The organism is Micromonospora cathayae, assembly GCF_028993575.1.
GTDB lineage: Bacteria > Actinomycetota > Actinomycetes > Mycobacteriales > Micromonosporaceae > Micromonospora > Micromonospora cathayae.
In genome coordinates, this window is record NZ_CP118615.1 from 6,996,881 (window position 1) to 7,013,063 (window position 16,183).

Genomic DNA, 16,183 nt, shown 5'->3' on the forward strand with positions numbered 1-16,183 from the left:
GACTACGCTCGTGGGCCGCACGAACGGAGGAACCGTGACCGAGGAACCGGACGTCCCGCTCACCATCGCCCTGGCCGAGTACGAGCACCTGCGCGACGCCAGCCGGGCCGTCCACGAGCAGTCCACCGCCCGGTTCACCTTCTTCCTCACCGTCGCGACGGCCGCCACCGCCGTCTCGGCCGGGCTGGTCACCACCGGTACACCGGGCGGCGCGGTCCGGCCCGCCGTGCTGGCCGGGCTGGGTGCGCTGGTGCTGCTGCTGGGCAGCGCGGTCTTCGCCCGGCAGGTGGAGCTGAACGCCCGGGGCCGCCGGTACGCGGTCGCCGCCACGGTGCTGCGCACCTACCTGGCCCGACGCTCGCCGGAGCTGGCCCCGTTCCTGCTGATGCCGACGCTGGACGATCCGGGGCCGTTCGCGCCGGAGCCGTTCCGCCGGCACTGGCTGCGTGACCTGGCCGGGCAGGCCGGCACCATCGGGCTGATCAACAGTGTGGTGGTGGCGGTGGCCGGCGCGACCGGGCTGGCGGCGGTGGGCCCGACCTGGCTCGCCGGGGTCGGCGCGGTCGCGCTGCTGGCCGGTTCGGTCGCCGGTCACCTGGTGGTGGTACGCCGTCGGGTCGCCCACTCGGCGCGGCTGGTCGGCGAGGTGCTGGACCGGCGGACCGCCCTGCACTCGGGCTGACCGGACCGGCACACCGCCCTGCGCCCGGGCTGACCGGGGTACACGGGCCGTTCGCGCCCAGGTAACCGCAGGTCGCGCGGGTGTTCGCGGGAGGTCCCTAGGGTCGGGCTTCATGATCCTTTCCCGTACCGGGCCGGTGTCGGCCCGTCGTCGCGCGGTCGCCGGACTGGCCGCGCTCACCGTCACCGGTGGCCTGCTCACCACGTTGGGTGGGGCCGCCCCCGCCGTCGCCGGGCCGGGCGACGTCGTCGTCGCGGAGAACTTCGACAGCGGCACGCTGCCGGCCGGCTGGCGGGCGGTCGACGGCGAGTGGAAGGTGGTCGACGGCCGGCTGGTCGGCACCTCCACCAGCGGCAACCGCAAGATCACCTTCGGTCGGCACCTCGAACACTTCCGGTTCTCCGCCACCGTCCGGTTCGAGCAGGTCAACGAGGCGACCCGGTGGACCGCGCTCGGCCTGGACGTACCGGCCAGCGGGGCGACCCCGTGGTGGATCGCCACCATGCGCTCCGGCAGCACCGCCGCGAACGGCCTGGAGTTCGCCCAGCTCACCCCGGCCGGAAGCTGGAACGTCACGAACACCACCGCCGCCCCGTACCCGGCCGGCACCGGCCGGGACCTGAAGGTCTCCATCGAGGTGCACGGCAACCAGGCCCGCTGGTTCCTCGACGGCCGGCAGCTCATGCGGACCAGCAGCCTCCAGCGCTCCACCGACGGCGGACAGGCGCTGGTGGTCAACGGGGCGACCGTCTCCTTCGACGACGTCACCGTCACCGAGCTGGCCCCGAACGGGCTGCTCCGCCCGGAGGGCGCGCCGCTGACCGTGATCGCGCACCGGGGCGCCTCGGCGGCCGCCCCGGAGAACACCCTGGTCGCCCAGGAGGTGGCCCGGCGGGCCGGCTCCGACTGGGTGGAGAACGACGTGCAACCCAGCCGGGACGGGGTGCCGTTCGTGCTGCACGACGGCACGGTGGACCGCACCACCGACGGCTCCGGCGCGATCCGCAACCTCACCTCGGCCCAGCTGAAGGCGCTCGACGCCGGGTCGTGGTTCGCCCCGCACTTCGCCGGGGCCCGACTGCCCACCCTGGCCGAGCAGCTCGCCGACCTGCGGACCCGGGGCGGCAACCTGCTGCTGGAGATCAAGGGCGCGCACACGTACGACGAGGTGGCCCGGATCGTCGAGGTGATCCGTTCCGAGCGGATGACCGGCCGGGTGTTCGTGCAGAGCTTCGACGTGCCGACCCTGCGGCACACCCGCGCCCTCGCCCCGGAGCTGCCGCTGGGTCTGCTGCGCAGCACCCTGGACGCCGACCCGGTGGCGTTGGCGAAGGAGCTGGGGCTGGCCGCGTACAACCCGAGCGACGCCGCGCTGACCACCCGCCCGTCGGTGGTCGCGGACCTGCACGCCGCCGGGGTGGCGGTGATGGTGTGGACCGTCGACTCGGCGACCGCCTGGCAGCGCCTGGAGGGGTACGGCGTGGACGGGATCATCACCAACCGGCCCGCCGAGCTGGCCGGCTGGAACGCCGCGCAGCTGCAGGGCGGGGTGGGCCGGCCCACGGTCACCGTCGCCTCCCCGGCCGACGGGGCCCGGCTGGACCGCGCCCAGCGCCCGGTGCTCGGCGTGGTGACCGGTAACGCCGGCACGGTCACGGTGACCCTGGACGGCGCGCCGGCCACGCCCGGCCAGGTGCTCGACCTGAGCGGGCTCACCGCCGGGGAGCACACGATCCGGGTCGAGGCCACCGGCCCGGCCGGGCGTACCACGGTGACCAGCACGTTCACCGTGGTCGCCGACCGGGTCGGCCTGGGGTACCTGGTGCTCGCCTCCGGCGCGGAGCCGGGCGCGTCGCACGCCATGCTCAACCTGGTGACCAACGGCCAGTACCGGCAGCTCGCCGCGTACGCGCAGCGGCACGCCGGGAAGCAGGTGCCGGCGCCGGCCGCCGCCGTGATCGCCGCCGACGCCACGGCGCTCGCCGCCCAGGGCTGACCGGCCCGTCCGGGGCCTCGGCGCAGGGCTGACCGGCCCGACCGGGACCTCGGCCCTGACCACCATGCCGGTCCCCGGTCGAACCGGTCGTCCGGGCTGCGGCCCGGACCGCAGCCGCGCGGGTCGGTCCCGGCCCGCCTCCCCCTGACGGGTGCGGCGGGCCGGGACCGAACGGGCGGTACCGGTCAGCCGAGGCGGTCGTAGCGGTCCTGGTTGACGAACCGGGCGAAACCGCGCCACGAGTTGGGGCCCATCACCCCGTCGACCGGGCCGGTGTAGCCCCAGCGGGACGCCAGCCGTTGCACCGCCGCCCAGGTGTTCGGCCCGGGTACGCCGTCGATCGGGCCGGTGTAGCCGTACCCGCGCATCGCCCGCTGGAGGGCGGCGTAGGTGTTCACCCCGGGCACCCCGTCGACCGGGCCGGCGTAGCCGTGCTCCATCCGCAGCCAGTTCTGCGCCCGCTGCCACATGATCGGGCCGGGGATGCCGTCGACCTCGGTGTACGTCTTGGGCAGCGTGCCGCCGAGGCCGGCCAGGTAGCTGAGCGGGTTGATCCGTACCCCGGACGGGTTGATCATGTGCCAGTGCACGTGCGGGCCGGTGGACGAGCCGGAACCCGGCGCGCCGGCCGCGCCGCCGGAGAGCCCGACGATGCCACCGGCCCCGACCGTCGCGCCGTTGCCGAGGCTGAACGCGGACAGGTGCATGTACTGCGTGCGGTACCCGTTGGGGTGGTGGATCGTGACGGTGTGCCCGCCGGTGCCGTTGTACGGGATGTTCTGGATGGTGCCGCCGCCGCAGGCGGGCAGCCGGGTACCGACCGCCATCACGTAGTCGATGCCGCCGAGCGAGCCCCGGTCCAGGTGCGCCTGCCAGCCGTCGGAGATCGGGTACCCGGTGAACGGGTTGTGGAAGCCGGAGGCGTGTGCCGGCCCAGCGCCGACCAGCAGTGATCCGCCGACGGCCACCGCGCCGGCCGCGACGCCCCGTAGCAGGGTCCGCCGGTCGATCCCGTCACCCGATCCACACATGGTGCCCCCTTCGATGGAAGGGGGCCAGGATATCGACGATCTTCAAAGAAGATCAAGCGGTCAGCTCAGCGGCCTCCTCCACCTCGACCTGCCGGTTCCAGTCCGGCTTGCTGGACCGCCAGCCCTCGTCGTCGAAGCCGCGCCGCCAGTACCCGGAGATGGAGAGCATCTCCCGGGGCACCCCGCGCTCGATCCGCAGCAGCCGGCGCAGCTCCTTGACGAAGGTCGCCTCACCGTGCACGAAGGCGTGCACCGCCCCGGGCGGGAACTCCAGCGCCCGGACCGCCTCGACCAGCGAATCCCCCACCGGCCGCGTACCCCGGTGCAGCCAGACCAGCTCGACCGCGCCCGGACCGGGCAGCGGCTGTTCGTCCTCGGGGCCGGCGACCTCCACGAAGACCCGGGCCGGCGCGCCGGCCGGCAGCCGCTCCAGCGACGCCGCGATCGCCGGCAGCGCGCTCTCGTCGCCGACCAGCAGGTGCCAGTCCGCCGCCGGGCTCGGCGCGTACGCCCCGCCGGGGCCGGTGAACCGCACCGGGTCACCGGGGCGCAGCGCGGCGGCCCACGGACCGGCCACCCCCTCGTCGCCGTGGTGCACCACGTCGATGGTCAGCTCCACGGCGGCCGGGTCCCAGGCCCGCACGGTGTACGCGCGCAGCCGGGGCCACTGCTCGCGGGGCAGGTCCCGGCGGATCACCGCCGGGTCGAACGGCTCCGGGTACGTCACGCCCGGCTGCGGGAAGAGCAGCTTGACGTAGTGGTCGGTGTACTCGCCCACCGGCAGACCGACCAGTTCGTCACCGCCGAGCACCAGGCGGATCACGTGCGGGGTGGGGCGCTCGGTGCGTACGACGTGGGCGGTGGTGACCTTCTTCGGGCGATCCGTCATGGCGCTTAGGCTAGCCTAAGCAGCTCGGCGGCCCGGGACGAGCCGGTCGTGCCAGGCCACCGCCGCCGGGTCGGTCAGCGAGGCGACCTGGTCGACCACCACCCGCAGCCGGGCGGCGTCGTCCGGGGCGGCCCGCCACACCGGCGCGTAGACCGGGTCCAGGGCGTCCGCGCCCCGGTCGGCCAGCACGGCCACCAGCTCGGCCAGCACCTCCCGCTGGCGGGCGTACCGGGCCTCCGCGCCCGGCCGGCGCATCACGTACCGCAGGGCGATGCCCTTGAGCAGGGCGCACTCGGCGCGGGTCCGGCGGGGCACGACCAGGTCGGCGGCGTACCGGCGGTGCGGACCGGGGCCGTACCGGTCCCGGGTGGCCGACACGGCGGCGGCTACGAACCGCCCGGTGAGCACACTGGTGGTCGCCTTCAGCGCGACCTGGGCGCGGTGGCTGCCGTCGTAGCCGGCGACCGGGGCCAGCGCCGGGTCGGCCAGCAGGTCGACCAGCACCCCGGCTAGGTCGGTGGCGGACTCGGCGGAGTAGACGGCGGCCACGTCGGCGCAGAGGGCGGCCCGCTCGTCGGCGTCGGGCAGCAGCGACCGGAGGGTGAGGTACCCGCCGTGGATGCCGTCCTCCACGTCGTGCACCGAGTACGCCACGTCGTCGGCCCAGTCCATCACCTGCGCCTCCAGGCAGCGCCGCCCGGCCGGCGCGCCGGAACGCAGCCAGTCGAAGACCGGCCGGTCGTCCGGGTACACCCCGAACTTGCGTTCGCCGGGTCGACGCGGCCACGGGTACTTGGCGACCGCGTCGAGGGCGGCCCGGGTCAGGTTGAGCCCGGCCGAACCGCCGTCCGGGGCGAGCACCTTGGCCTCCAGCCGGGTGAGCACCCGCAGGGTCTGCGCGTTGCCCTCGAACCCGCCGCAGGCGGCGGCCAGGTCGTCGAGGGCGTCCTCGCCGTTGTGCCCGAACGGCGGGTGGCCCAGGTCGTGGGCGAGCCCGGCGGTGTCCACCAGGTCCGGGTCGCAGCCGAGCCGGGCGCCCATCTCGCGGGCGATCTGCGCCACCTCCAGCGAGTGGGTCAGCCGGGTACGCAGGAAGTCGTCGGTCCCGGCGGCGTGCACCTGGGTCTTCGTGGCGAGCCGGCGGAACGCCGCCGAGTGCAGCACCCGGGCCCGGTCCCGCTCGTACGGGCCGCGCCCGTGGCCGGTGTCCTTGGGCGGCTCGGCCACCCACCGCGCGGTGTCGCCGGGATCACCGCCGACGCTGCTCATGGCCCTCCTTCGCGGCGCCGGGACCGGGCCCGGCCGGGACGTCGGCGCGGGGCTGCGCCCAGGTTACGCCGGGCCGTCGGTGGCCGGCGCGGCGACGAGCACCGGTGACCGTAGCCGATTCGGTGGACCCGGGCATCGGCCGATCAGCCCCCAGGTGTGGACCGATCGCGGCCAGACCCGGGATCGCGGCAATCGGTGGCCGCCGGTAACGTTCCAGGAGCGGAACGTCACCGGCGCAACGCGGCCCGGTGCACCGGAGCCACCCTGGGGAGGGCGATCGTGAACGCTGGCACCCTGATGGACGCGGAGTTGCGGCGGCTGCGGTCGCGTCGGCCGGAGGTCTCCGGCACCGTCCTGGCCGGTACGGACGGCCTGTTGATCGCGAGTGACCTGGCGGAGACCGCCGCCGCGCACCTGGCCGCGCTGGCCGCCGCCAGCTTCGGCCTCGGCCAGCGGGTCGCCCAGGCCGTGGAGCAGGGCGAGTTCCGCGAGCACGTGGTGCGGACGACGGCCGGGCACGTGGTCATCTACCCGGCCGGCGGGCACGCGCTGCTCGCCCTGGTCGCGGGGGCGGGCACCGACCCGGAGACGCTGCACGACGACGCGCGGGCGGTCGCGGTCCGGGTCGGCCGGGTCTTCGACGCGCACCGCACCGGCTACACCGAGCCCCTGCCGCCGGTGGTGCCCGGCCCGCTGACCACCCGGACACCGATGGCGACGATCCCCGGGCACCTGCGGCGCACCGTGCCGGCCTGGCGTCGTCCGCCGATCTGACCTGACAGGGGGGTGCGGTGGGCCGGTGCGGGAAGGACGAGCCCGCACCGGCCACCGGGCGACCGCCCCCGGTGGAGCGGACCGGGGTCAGCGGCTGTCGGAGCCGTTGGTCTCGATGGCGGCGCGGGCCGCCTCCAGCCGGGCCACCGGCACCCGGAACGGCGAGCAGGAGACGTAGTCCAGCCCGACGTCGTGGAAGAAGTGCACCGACTCGGGGTCGCCGCCGTGCTCGCCGCAGACCCCGAGCTTGAGGTCCGGCCGGGCGGCCCGGCCCTCCTCGGCGGCGATCCGCACCAGCCGGCCCACCCCGTCCCGGTCGATCGACTCGAACGGCGAGATGCCGAAGATGCCCAGCTCCAGGTAGCGCCAGAAGAACGCGCCCTCGACGTCGTCGCGGGAGAACCCCCAGCCCATCTGGGTCAGGTCGTTGGTGCCGAAGGAGAAGAACTGGGCCGCCTCGGCGATCTGGCCGGCGGTCAGCGCCGCCCGGGGTACCTCGATCATGGTGCCGATCAGCACCTCGACCCCGGCGTCCCCGACCACCTCGGCGATGATCTTCTCGGCTTCGGCGCGTACCGTCTCCAGTTCCTGCACCGCGCCGACCAGCGGGACCATGATCTCGGGACGGGCCGCCACGCCGGCGCGGGCGCACTCCACGGCGGCCTCGGTGATCGCCCGGACCTGCATCGCGAACAGGCCGGGGATGACCAGGCCGAGCCGGACGCCGCGCAGGCCCAGCATCGGGTTCTCCTCGTGCATCCGCCGGACGGCGGCCAGCAGCGCCTCCTCCTGGGCGACGTCCTCGCCGCGTTCCTGGGCGACCGCCACGTTGACCGCGAGCTGCTCCAGCGGGGGCAGGAACTCGTGCAGCGGCGGGTCGATCAGCCGGACGGTGACCGGCAGCCCGTCCATCTCGCGGAAGATGTCCACGAAGTCGGCCCGCTGCAACGGCAGCAGCGCGGCGAGCGCGTTCTCCCGCTCCTGGTCGGTGCGGGCCAGGATCAGCCGCTCGACCAGTTCCCGGCGGTCGCCGAGGAACATGTGCTCGGTTCGGCACAGCCCGATGCCCTGCGCGCCGAAGCGCCGGGCCCGGGCGGCGTCCGCGCCGGTGTCGGCGTTGGTCCGCACCGCCAGCCGCCGCCGCTGGTCGGCGTGCGTCATGATCCGGTGTACCGCGTGGACCAGCGCGTCGTCGGTGGCCTCCGGGTCCAGGGTGCCCTCGAAGTACTGCACCACCTCGGACGGGGTCACCGGCACCTCGCCGAGGTAGACCTTGCCGGTGGTGCCGTCGATCGACACCACGTCGCCCTCGACCACGGTCCGCCCGGCGACGGTGAACCGTTTCGCCGGTACGTTGACCTCGATCTCGTCCGCGCCGGAGACGCAGGTCTTGCCCATGCCCCGGGCGACCACCGCCGCGTGGCTGGTCTTGCCGCCCCGCGAGGTGAGGATGCCCTGGGCGGCGATCATGCCGTGGAGGTCGTCCGGGTTGGTCTCCCGGCGGACCAGGATGACCTTCTCCCCCTCCCCGGCCAGCTCGACGGCGCGGGCGGAGGTGAAGACCACCTTGCCGAAGGCCGCGCCGGGGGACGCGCCGATCCCCTTCGCCACCGGCTGGATGTCGTGGTCGAGCTGGAACCGGGGGAACATCAGCTGGGCCAGCTGCGCGCCGGTGACCCGGTGCACCGCCTCGTCCAGGTCGATCAGCCCCTCGTCGACGAGCTGGCCGGCGATCACGAACGCGGCGGCGGCGGTGCGCTTGCCGACCCGGGTCTGGAGCATCCACAGCTTGCCGCGCTCGATGGTGAACTCGATGTCGCACAGGTCGAGGTAGTGCCGTTCCAGCCGGGCCATGATGTCGAGCAGTTCGTCGTACGAACGCTTGTCGATCCGCTCCAGTTCCTGCAACGGCACGGTGTTGCGGATGCCGGCGACCACGTCCTCGCCCTGGGCGTTGGCCAGGTAGTCGCCGTAGATGCCCTGCGCGCCGCTGGCCGGGTCGCGGGTGAAGGCGACCCCGGTGCCGGAGTCCGACCCGAGGTTGCCGAAGACCATGGCGCACACGTTGACCGCGGTGCCCAGGTCGGCCGGGATGCGCTCCTGCCGCCGGTAGAGCACCGCCCGCTCGGCGTGCCACGAGTCGAAGACCGCCCGGACGGCCAGGTCGAGCTGCTCGCGCGGCTCCTGCGGGAAGTCCCGGCCGGTGTGCTTGCGGAAGACCTTCTTGTACGCGTCGACCAGCCCGCGCAGGTCGTCGGCGTCCAGGTCGAGGTCGTTCGTGGTGCCCTTGGCGCGCTTGGCCTCGTCGAGGGCGTGTTCGAACTCCTCGCCGGGCACCTCGCAGACGGTCTTGCCGAACATCTGGATCAGCCGGCGGTACGAGTCCCAGGCGAACCGCTGGTTCCCGTCGGCCTGCTGGGCCAGCCCGGCCACGCTGCGGTCGTTGAGCCCGACGTTCAGGACGGTCTCCATCATGCCGGGCATGGAGAACTTCGCGCCGGAGCGGACGCTGACCAGCAGCGGGTCGGCCGGGTCGCCGAGCCGCTTACCCATCGCCTGTTCCAGCGCGGCGAGGTGGGCGGCGATCTGGTCGGCGAGGCCGTCCGGTTCCCGTCCGGTGGCCAGGTACGCCCGGCACGCCTCGGTGGTGATGGTGAAGCCGGGCGGTACGGGCAGACCGAGGTTGGTCATCTCCGCCAGGTTCGCGCCCTTGCCGCCGAGCAGGTCCTTGAGGTCCCTGTTGCCCTCGGCGAAGTCGTAGACGTACTTGTGTTCCACAGCCACCAGAGCCTCCCACGCGCACACCGTTGGACACTTAACGAAGGTTCAGTTGCCTCATACCCCGCCGCTGACCTCCGTAAATCGAAGGTGGGGCGGGCCATCGGTGGGCGAAGGTTAAGCGACCGGCCGGCCCGGCGGGACCGTTCGGTGACAATCGGCACACTCATCACGACTATCCGCGTTCGTACCGGTTGTTGGGAACGCTTCCACGCGCACGTTCACGCAGCTCAGCCCTCCTCTCGTACGCTTGGCGGACCAGCTCGACGAAGGTGCGTTTTGCCAGAAGCGCCGGAGATACACCCGCCTGCGAGGAGCATCGTGTCCAGCACCCCCGCCCAGCCGCACCACCCGGAGCCGGCCCACCCCGGGGCCGACCAGCCGGCCCTGGCCCACTCCGGGACCGACCAGCCGGGCCTCGCCGGGACCCGGGAACCGCAGCTCACCGAACTGGTCACCAGCGCCGCCGACCAGGCCGCCGAGGCGCTCGGCACGGCCGCCCCGGTCGATCCGCCCCCGCCCGGCGACACCCGGACGGACACCGCCCCGGCCCCCCGGGCCACCGTCGCGCCGGCCCGGGTCGGCGGCGATCCCGCCCGGACCGCCGGGATCGCCCTCGGTGACGTGCTGCCCGCCCCGATGGACGTGCGACCCGACCCCGGCGCGGACTTCACCCTGACCGCCGACACCGCGATCGGCGCCGCGCCCGCCGCCCGGGACGCCGCCGAGCAGCTCGCCGCGCTGCTGCGACCGGCCACCGGCCACCCGCTGCCGGTCGTCACCGACCCGACGGCCGGCCGCGTCACGCTGGCCCTCGCCGACCCCGGCCTCGGCCCCGAGGGCTACCGGCTGGAGATCACCCCCGCCCGGGTACGCCTCACCGCCGCCACACCCGCCGGGCTCGGGCACGGCGTACAGACCCTGCGCCAGCTGCTGCCCGCCGCGGTGGAGGCCCCGACCCCCGTACCGGCCCGCTGGGTGCTGCCCGGCGGGACGATCACCGACCGGCCCCGGTACGCCTACCGGGGGGCCATGCTCGACGTGGCCCGGCACTTCTTCGGCGTACCCGACGTGCTGCGGGTCGTCGACCACCTGGCCCGGTACAAGCTCAACCACCTGCACCTGCACCTCACCGACGACCAGGGCTGGCGGATCGCCGTCGACGCCTGGCCCCGGCTGGCCACCGTCGGCGGGGCCACCCAGGTCGGTGGCGGCCCCGGCGGCTGGTACAGCCAGGCCGACTACCGGCGCATCGTCGGGTACGCGGCCCGGCGGCACGTCACGGTGGTGCCGGAGATCGACCTGCCCGGACACGTCAACGCGGCGCTGACCGCGTACGGGCGGCTCGCCCCGGACGGGGTCGCCCCGCCGCCGTACACCGGCACCGAGGTCGGCTTCAGCCACCTCGACCCGGCCCGCGAGTCGACGTACGCCTTCGTCGCCGACGTGCTGGGCGAGGTCGCCGCGCTCACCCCGGGGCCATACCTGCACATCGGCGGGGACGAGGCGTTCAAGGTGCCGGCCGACGCGTACGCCGGCTTCGTCGACCGGGCGCAGCGGATCGTCGCGGACACCGGCAAGACCGTGCTGGGCTGGCACCAGATCGCCCCGGCCGCCCACCAGCCCGGACGGGTCCTCCAGTACTGGGGACGTGAGGCCACCGACCCGGTGGTGGCCGACGCGGTCCGCCGGGGCGCGAAGCTAGTGATGTCCCCCGCCGACCGGACCTACCTCGACATGCGGTACGCCCCGGACGACCCGTTCGGGCACGACTGGGCCGGCGCCATCGACGTGCACCGGGCGTACGACTGGGACCCGGCCGGATACCTGACCGACGTACCGGCCGAGGCGGTGCTCGGCGTCGCCGCGCCCCTGTGGACCGAGTACGTCACCTCGCGGGACGAGCTGGAGCGGATGCTGCTGCCCCGGCTGCCCGCCATCGCCGAGCTCGGCTGGTCACCCCGGTCCGGTCACGACTGGGCCGGGTTCCGTCGCCGGCTCGCCGGGCAGGCCGCCCGCTGGGACACCGCCGGGGTCGGGTACCACCGCTCCCCCGAGGTGCCCTGGCCGACCGGCACCGCGCCCGCGCCGCGTACCCCGGTGGACTGACCGGCCGTCCCCGGCCGGGGCCGGTCAGCGGTGGACTGACCGCACCCGGCCGGGCCGGTCAGCCGCCCGAGTCGTCCAGTTCGGCGCCTTCGGGGACGGTGTCGTCGTCCCGGCTGGCCAGCCAGCCGTCGGGCAGGAACACCTTGCCCGGCGAGTTGGTCCGGCCGCGCGGCTGGCCGAGGGCGCTGAGCGGGAACGGCTCGGCCGGGTCGAGCTTGCCGAGCAGGTCGTCGAGCTGACCGAGGCTTTCGATCATGGCGAGGGAGCGGCGCAGCTCACCGCCGACCGGGAAGCCCTTCAGGTACCAGGCGACGTGCTTGCGGAAGTCGGTGCAGCCGTCCCACTCGCCCCGCGCTGGGGTACGCGAGCCGGCGGTGAACTGGTCGACCAGCAGCTCGGCGTGCCGGCGCATGGTGGCCGCGACCTCGCCGAGGGTGGGCAGCCGCCGCTCCGCCCGGCCGTCGAACGCGGCGTGCAGGTCGGCGAAGAGCCAGGGCCGACCGAGGCAGCCCCGCCCGACCACCACCCCGTCGACCCCGGTGTGCGCGACCATGCGCAGCGCGTCGTCGGCCTCCCAGATGTCGCCGTTGCCGAGCACCGGGATGTCGAGCGTCTGCTTGAGGGTGGCGATGGCGTCCCAGTCGGCGGTGCCCGAGTACCGCTGCGCGGCCGTCCGGCCGTGCAGGGCCACCCAGGCCACGCCGGCGTCCTGGGCGGCCAGCCCCGCCTCCACGTACGTCAGATGGTCGTCGTCGATGCCCTTGCGCATCTTGACGGTGACCGGCACCCCGGCCGGGGACGCGGCGGCCACGGCGGCCCTGACCAGCCGGGCGAAGAGCCGGCGTCGCCACGGCAGCGCCGACCCGCCGCCCCGGCGGGTGACCTTCGGCACCGGGCAACCGAAGTTCAGGTCGATGTGGTCGGCGAGGTCCTTCTCGACCACGATCCGGACCGCCTTCGCGGTGGTCTCCGGGTCGGTGCCGTAGAGCTGGAGGCTGCGCGGTCGCTCGTCGGCCCCGAACGCGATCATGCGCAGGGTCTTCGGGTTCCGTTCGACCAGCGCCGTCGTGGTGATCATCTCGCAGACGTAGATGCCGCCGCCCTGTTCCCGGCAGAGCTGGCGGAACCCGACGTTGGTGATGCCGGCCATCGGTGCCAGCACCACCGGCGGCCACACCTCGTGCCGCCCGAGGGTCAGCGGGCGCAGGGCGGGAGCGGTCACGGCGGTCACCGGACCAGTGTAGGGAGCCACGAGGGGCTTGCCCTTTGAGCGTGGCGACACATACCGTCGCAACGTATCGGTCCGATACATCGCACCGATGCATCGGACTCGACAGCCAGAGAGGGGCGCGACATGTCCGGCGGGCAGTTGTACGACACCATCGGAGCCAGCTACCCGGTGACCCGGCGTACCGAGCCACGGATCGCCGCCCAGCTCTGGGCCGCGCTCGGCGACGCGCGGACGGTGCTGAACGTCGGAGCCGGCACCGGCTCCTACGAGCCCGTCGACCGGGACGTCACCGCGGTGGAACCGTCGGCGCTGATGCGGGCGCAACGCCCCGCGAACGCGGCCCCCTGCGTGGCCGCCAGCGCGGAGCGCCTTCCGTTCGCGGACGGATCCTTCGACGCGGCGATGGCCTTCGCCACCCTCCACCACTGGACGGACCCGATCGCCGGGCTGCGCGAGCTGCGGCGGGTGGCCCGCCGCGTGGTGGTGTTCACCCACGACACCAGTGCCGCCGGATGGCTCGACCGGTTCTGGCTCACCCGCGACTACCTGCCCGAAGTCGGGAACCTGGTCGCCGGCCGGCCCGCACTCGACGAGTTGGCCGACGCGATCGACGCCCGGACGGAACCGGTGCCCGTCCCGTGGGACTGCGTGGACGGCTTCTTCGAGGCGCACTGGCGCCGGCCCGAGGGGTACCTGGACGAGAACGTCCGGCGCGGGACGTCGGTCTGGACCCGGATCGGGCCGGACGCCGAGCAGCGGGCGGTACACGCCCTCCGGTCCGACCTGGCCTCCGGTCGGTGGGCCGACCGCAACCGCGACCTGCTCGACCTCGAAGCGGCGGAACTGGGCCTGCGCCTGCTCGTCGCGTGACACCGTAGCGCCCGGCCCGGGTGCGAACCCGGGCCGGGCGGACGGCTCAGCAGCCGGGCAGGCGCTCGATCAGGTACCGCTCGACCTGCCCGAGGGCGACCCGCTCCTGGGTCATGGTGTCCCGGTCCCGGACGGTCACCGCGTCGTCCTCAAGAGTGTCGAAGTCGACGGTGACGCAGTACGGGGTGCCGATCTCGTCCTGCCGGCGGTAGCGGCGGCCGATCGCCTGCGAGTCGTCGAACTCGACCACCCAGCGCTTGCGCAGGTCGGCGGCGAGGCCCTTGGCCTTCGGGGAGAGCGCCTCGTTACGGGACAGCGGCAGCACGGCCACCTTGACCGGAGCCAGCCGCGGGTCGAAGCGCAGCACGGTGCGCTTGTCCACGCCGCCCTTGGTGTTCGGGGCCTCGTCCTCGTCGTACGCCTCCAGCAGGAAGGCCAGCACCGCGCGGGTCAGGCCGGCGGCCGGCTCGATGACGTACGGCACCCACCGCTCGCCCTTCTCCTGGTCGAAGTAGGACAGGTCGACGCCCGAGTGCTTCGAGTGCGTGGTGAGGTCGAAGTCGGTCCGGTTCGCCACGCCCTCCAGCTCGGCGAACTCGGTGCCACCGAAGCGGAACCGGTACTCGATGTCGACGGTCCGCTTCGAGTAGTGCGAGAGCTTCTCCTTCGGGTGCTCGTAGAAGCGCATGTTCTCCTCGGAGAGACCGAGGTCGCGGTACCAGTTCCAGCGCTCGCCGAGCCAGTACTCGTGCCACTGCTCGTCGGTGCCCGGCTCGACGAAGAACTCCATCTCCATCTGCTCGAACTCGCGGGTCCGGAAGATGAAGTTGCCCGGGGTGATCTCGTTACGGAACGACTTGCCGGTCTGCGCGATGCCGAACGGCGGCTTCTTGCGGGCCGAGGTCGCCACGTTGTTGTAGTTGACGAAGATGCCCTGGGCGGTCTCCGGGCGCAGGTAGTGCAGGCCCTCCTCGCTCTCCACCGGGCCGAGGTAGGTCTTCATCAGGCCGTTGAACATCTTCGGCTCGGTGAAGGTGCCCTTGTTGCCGCAGTTGGGGCAGTTCAGCTCGGTGAGCGAGGTCAGCGGCTTGCCGTGCTTGGCCTCGTACGCCTCCTCGAGGTGGTCGGCCCGGAACCGCTTGTGGCAGGACTGGCACTCGGTCAGCGGGTCGACGAAGGCGTCCAGGTGGCCGGAGGCGGCCCAGACGTCCCGGGCCAGGATCACCGCGGAGTCGAGGCCGACCACGTCGTCACGCTGCTGGACCATGGTCTTCCACCACTGCCGGCGGACGTTCTCCTTCAGCTCCACGCCGAGCGGGCCGTAGTCCCACGCCGACCGGGTGCCCCCGTAGATCTCACTGGAGGGGAAGACGAAACCCCGGCGCTTGGCGAGGCTGACGACGGCGTCGATACGGTCGGCGGGCATGTTTCCTCCTACGCCGGCTGGCGGTCGGCGGGGACAGGGAATGTTCCGGACATGTTCGGGACAACGGTACGACCACCGCCGCCCCGAGCCCAGCAGAATACTCCCGGTGACCGGGCCACCCGCGTGGCGGTCCGGCCGGTCCGCCGGGTGGCCGTGCGTTCGCCGGTGTGGCCGTTGCGGCAGACCGAGGGTCCGGCCACCGTCAGCTCACCCCGCAGACCTCCAGCTGGCCGGTGCCGCCGTTCTGGGCCAGGGTCACCCGCTGGGTCTCCCGGCCGCCGCCGTCGAGGACCACGTCCACCGGGACGGTGAGGTCGTTGAGGTCGACGTCACCCACCCGGTACGAGGTGATCTCCGGTTCGGCGGTCACCCGGCGTTCGAACTCCGGCCGGGACTCCCGCTCCTTCAGGTCCCGGCAGAGCAGGTCGTACGCCTCGCCGTACTTGTCGTCGGCCAGCGCCCGGTAGTAGTCGTCGGTGACGGCGCGCCCCTGCTCGTCGAGCGCCTCGGTGCCGGCCACCGCCAGCCCGATCACCGCCGCCGTGCCGCCACCGCAGCAGAGCAGCACGGCGAGCGCGCCCGCGCCGAGACCGAGCCACATCCGGGTACCGCGTCCCTCGGTGGGCGGGGCCGCGAACGGCGGGGCCACCCCCGGGCCGGCCGGTGGTGCGGGTACGCCGTGCGTCTGCGGCGGGTTCTGGCCGGGCAGCACGGGGTACGGCGGCGGGGCTGCCGGTCCGGGATCGGTCATACCGGCCAGGGTAGTGCCCGTGGGTCAGCGGTACGGGGCAGTGGCCCGGTCACTGGTGGAGATCGTCAGCTCGCCCCCCGGCGCGGCACTGGCGAGCGTCTCGTACGCCGACGGCTCGTCGAGCGACTCGGCGAGCAACGGGGTGGCGGAGACCTTGACGTCGAACCCGCCCAGCGCCCGCCGGTACGCCCCGACCGACTCCCATTCGGTCACCAGGCACCAGTGACGCGGGTCGTCGAGCGCCCGGACCAGTTCGCCACGCCGGTAGCCGGGACGGGCGGCGAGCGCGGCGAGCGCGGCGTGCGCCCGCTCGGTGAAGGTGGTGGCGACGTCGTCGTCGACCACGAACCGGTTGGTGACGAGCACCGGGTGCCTCC

Annotated in this window: 12 protein-coding genes and 1 pseudogene; 5 read left to right on the forward strand and 8 right to left on the reverse strand. The window is 73.9% G+C overall.

What is annotated here, in order from left to right:
• Nucleotides 1–34: 34 nt before the first annotated feature.
• Complete coding sequence (locus tag PVK37_RS30715) at nt 35–682, forward strand: hypothetical protein (RefSeq protein WP_275031339.1); 648 nt, start codon at nt 35–37, stop codon at nt 680–682.
• A gap of 112 nt (nt 683–794) precedes the next feature.
• A complete protein-coding gene (locus PVK37_RS30720; protein ID WP_275031341.1) occupies nt 795–2,678 on the forward strand; it encodes a glycerophosphodiester phosphodiesterase family protein in 1,884 nt (627 codons plus the stop codon).
• 185 nt (nt 2,679–2,863) lie between these two features.
• On the opposite strand, the gene PVK37_RS30725 is transcribed toward PVK37_RS30720, so the two are convergent.
• The 3 genes from PVK37_RS30725 to PVK37_RS30735 are packed head-to-tail and all read right to left on the reverse strand — an operon-like array spanning nt 2,864 to nt 5,867.
• The gene (locus PVK37_RS30725) at nt 2,864–3,709 is read right to left on the reverse strand and encodes a peptidoglycan DD-metalloendopeptidase family protein (protein ID WP_275031342.1); all 846 of its coding nucleotides are present in this window, start codon (nt 3,707–3,709) and stop codon (nt 2,864–2,866) included.
• 52 nt (nt 3,710–3,761) lie between these two features.
• Entirely contained in the window at nt 3,762–4,598 is an 837-nt protein-coding gene (locus PVK37_RS30730; protein ID WP_275031343.1) for a siderophore-interacting protein, read from the reverse strand.
• A 15-nt stretch (nt 4,599–4,613) separates the two neighbouring features.
• Complete coding sequence (locus PVK37_RS30735; protein WP_275031344.1) at nt 4,614–5,867, reverse strand: deoxyguanosinetriphosphate triphosphohydrolase; 1,254 nt, start codon at nt 5,865–5,867, stop codon at nt 4,614–4,616.
• Nucleotides 5,868–6,146: 279 nt separating this feature from the next.
• Here PVK37_RS30735 and PVK37_RS30740 point away from each other — a divergent pair, with 279 nt between their 5' ends.
• Nucleotides 6,147–6,641 carry a roadblock/LC7 domain-containing protein gene (locus PVK37_RS30740; RefSeq protein WP_275031346.1) on the forward strand — a complete coding sequence of 165 codons (495 nt, stop codon included), beginning with the start codon at nt 6,147–6,149 and terminating at the stop codon, nt 6,639–6,641.
• 87 nt (nt 6,642–6,728) lie between these two features.
• On the opposite strand, the gene ppdK is transcribed toward PVK37_RS30740, so the two are convergent.
• Nucleotides 6,729–9,425, reverse strand: coding sequence for a pyruvate, phosphate dikinase (ppdK, locus tag PVK37_RS30745; RefSeq protein WP_275031348.1), 2,697 nt, complete (start codon nt 9,423–9,425; stop codon nt 6,729–6,731).
• Nucleotides 9,426–9,869: 444 nt separating this feature from the next.
• Between ppdK and PVK37_RS30750 the strand changes: the two genes are divergently transcribed.
• Nucleotides 9,870–11,528 carry a beta-N-acetylhexosaminidase gene (locus tag PVK37_RS30750; protein WP_423791124.1) on the forward strand — a complete coding sequence of 553 codons (1,659 nt, stop codon included), beginning with the start codon at nt 9,870–9,872 and terminating at the stop codon, nt 11,526–11,528.
• A 58-nt stretch (nt 11,529–11,586) separates the two neighbouring features.
• On the opposite strand, the gene dusB is transcribed toward PVK37_RS30750, so the two are convergent.
• Nucleotides 11,587–12,750: a tRNA dihydrouridine synthase DusB gene (dusB, locus tag PVK37_RS30755; protein ID WP_275035285.1), complete on the reverse strand. Its 1,164-nt coding sequence runs from the start codon at nt 12,748–12,750 to the stop codon at nt 11,587–11,589.
• A gap of 138 nt (nt 12,751–12,888) precedes the next feature.
• Between dusB and PVK37_RS30760 the strand changes: the two are divergent.
• Nucleotides 12,889–13,629: pseudogene (locus PVK37_RS30760) on the forward strand (class I SAM-dependent methyltransferase); the annotation flags it as partial.
• A gap of 46 nt (nt 13,630–13,675) precedes the next feature.
• Here the strand turns inward: PVK37_RS30760 and PVK37_RS30765 are convergent.
• The 3 genes from PVK37_RS30765 to PVK37_RS30775 all read right to left on the reverse strand — a co-directional run bounded on the left by PVK37_RS30765 (nt 13,676) and on the right by PVK37_RS30775 (nt 16,172).
• Nucleotides 13,676–15,055: a glycine--tRNA ligase gene (locus PVK37_RS30765; protein WP_275031351.1), complete on the reverse strand. Its 1,380-nt coding sequence runs from the start codon at nt 15,053–15,055 to the stop codon at nt 13,676–13,678.
• Nucleotides 15,056–15,257: 202 nt separating this feature from the next.
• A complete protein-coding gene (locus tag PVK37_RS30770; protein ID WP_275031352.1) occupies nt 15,258–15,806 on the reverse strand; it encodes an Rv0361 family membrane protein in 549 nt (182 codons plus the stop codon).
• Nucleotides 15,807–15,830: 24 nt separating this feature from the next.
• Nucleotides 15,831–16,172, reverse strand: coding sequence for an antibiotic biosynthesis monooxygenase family protein (locus PVK37_RS30775; protein ID WP_275031353.1), 342 nt, complete (start codon nt 16,170–16,172; stop codon nt 15,831–15,833).
• Between the last annotated feature and the right edge of the window lie 11 nt (nt 16,173–16,183).

Excerpts from the sequence above, each read along its gene's own strand:
- PVK37_RS30720 (WP_275031341.1), top strand. The coding sequence starts at position 795 with ATGATCCTTTCCCGTACCGGGCCGGTGTCGGCCCGTCGTCGCGCGGTC.
- PVK37_RS30725 (WP_275031342.1), bottom strand. The coding sequence starts at position 3,709 with ATGTGTGGATCGGGTGACGGGATCGACCGGCGGACCCTGCTACGGGGC.
- PVK37_RS30730 (WP_275031343.1), bottom strand. The coding sequence starts at position 4,598 with ATGACGGATCGCCCGAAGAAGGTCACCACCGCCCACGTCGTACGCACC.
- PVK37_RS30735 (WP_275031344.1), bottom strand. The coding sequence starts at position 5,867 with ATGAGCAGCGTCGGCGGTGATCCCGGCGACACCGCGCGGTGGGTGGCC.
- PVK37_RS30765 (WP_275031351.1), bottom strand. The coding sequence starts at position 15,055 with ATGCCCGCCGACCGTATCGACGCCGTCGTCAGCCTCGCCAAGCGCCGG.
- PVK37_RS30770 (WP_275031352.1), bottom strand. The coding sequence starts at position 15,806 with ATGACCGATCCCGGACCGGCAGCCCCGCCGCCGTACCCCGTGCTGCCC.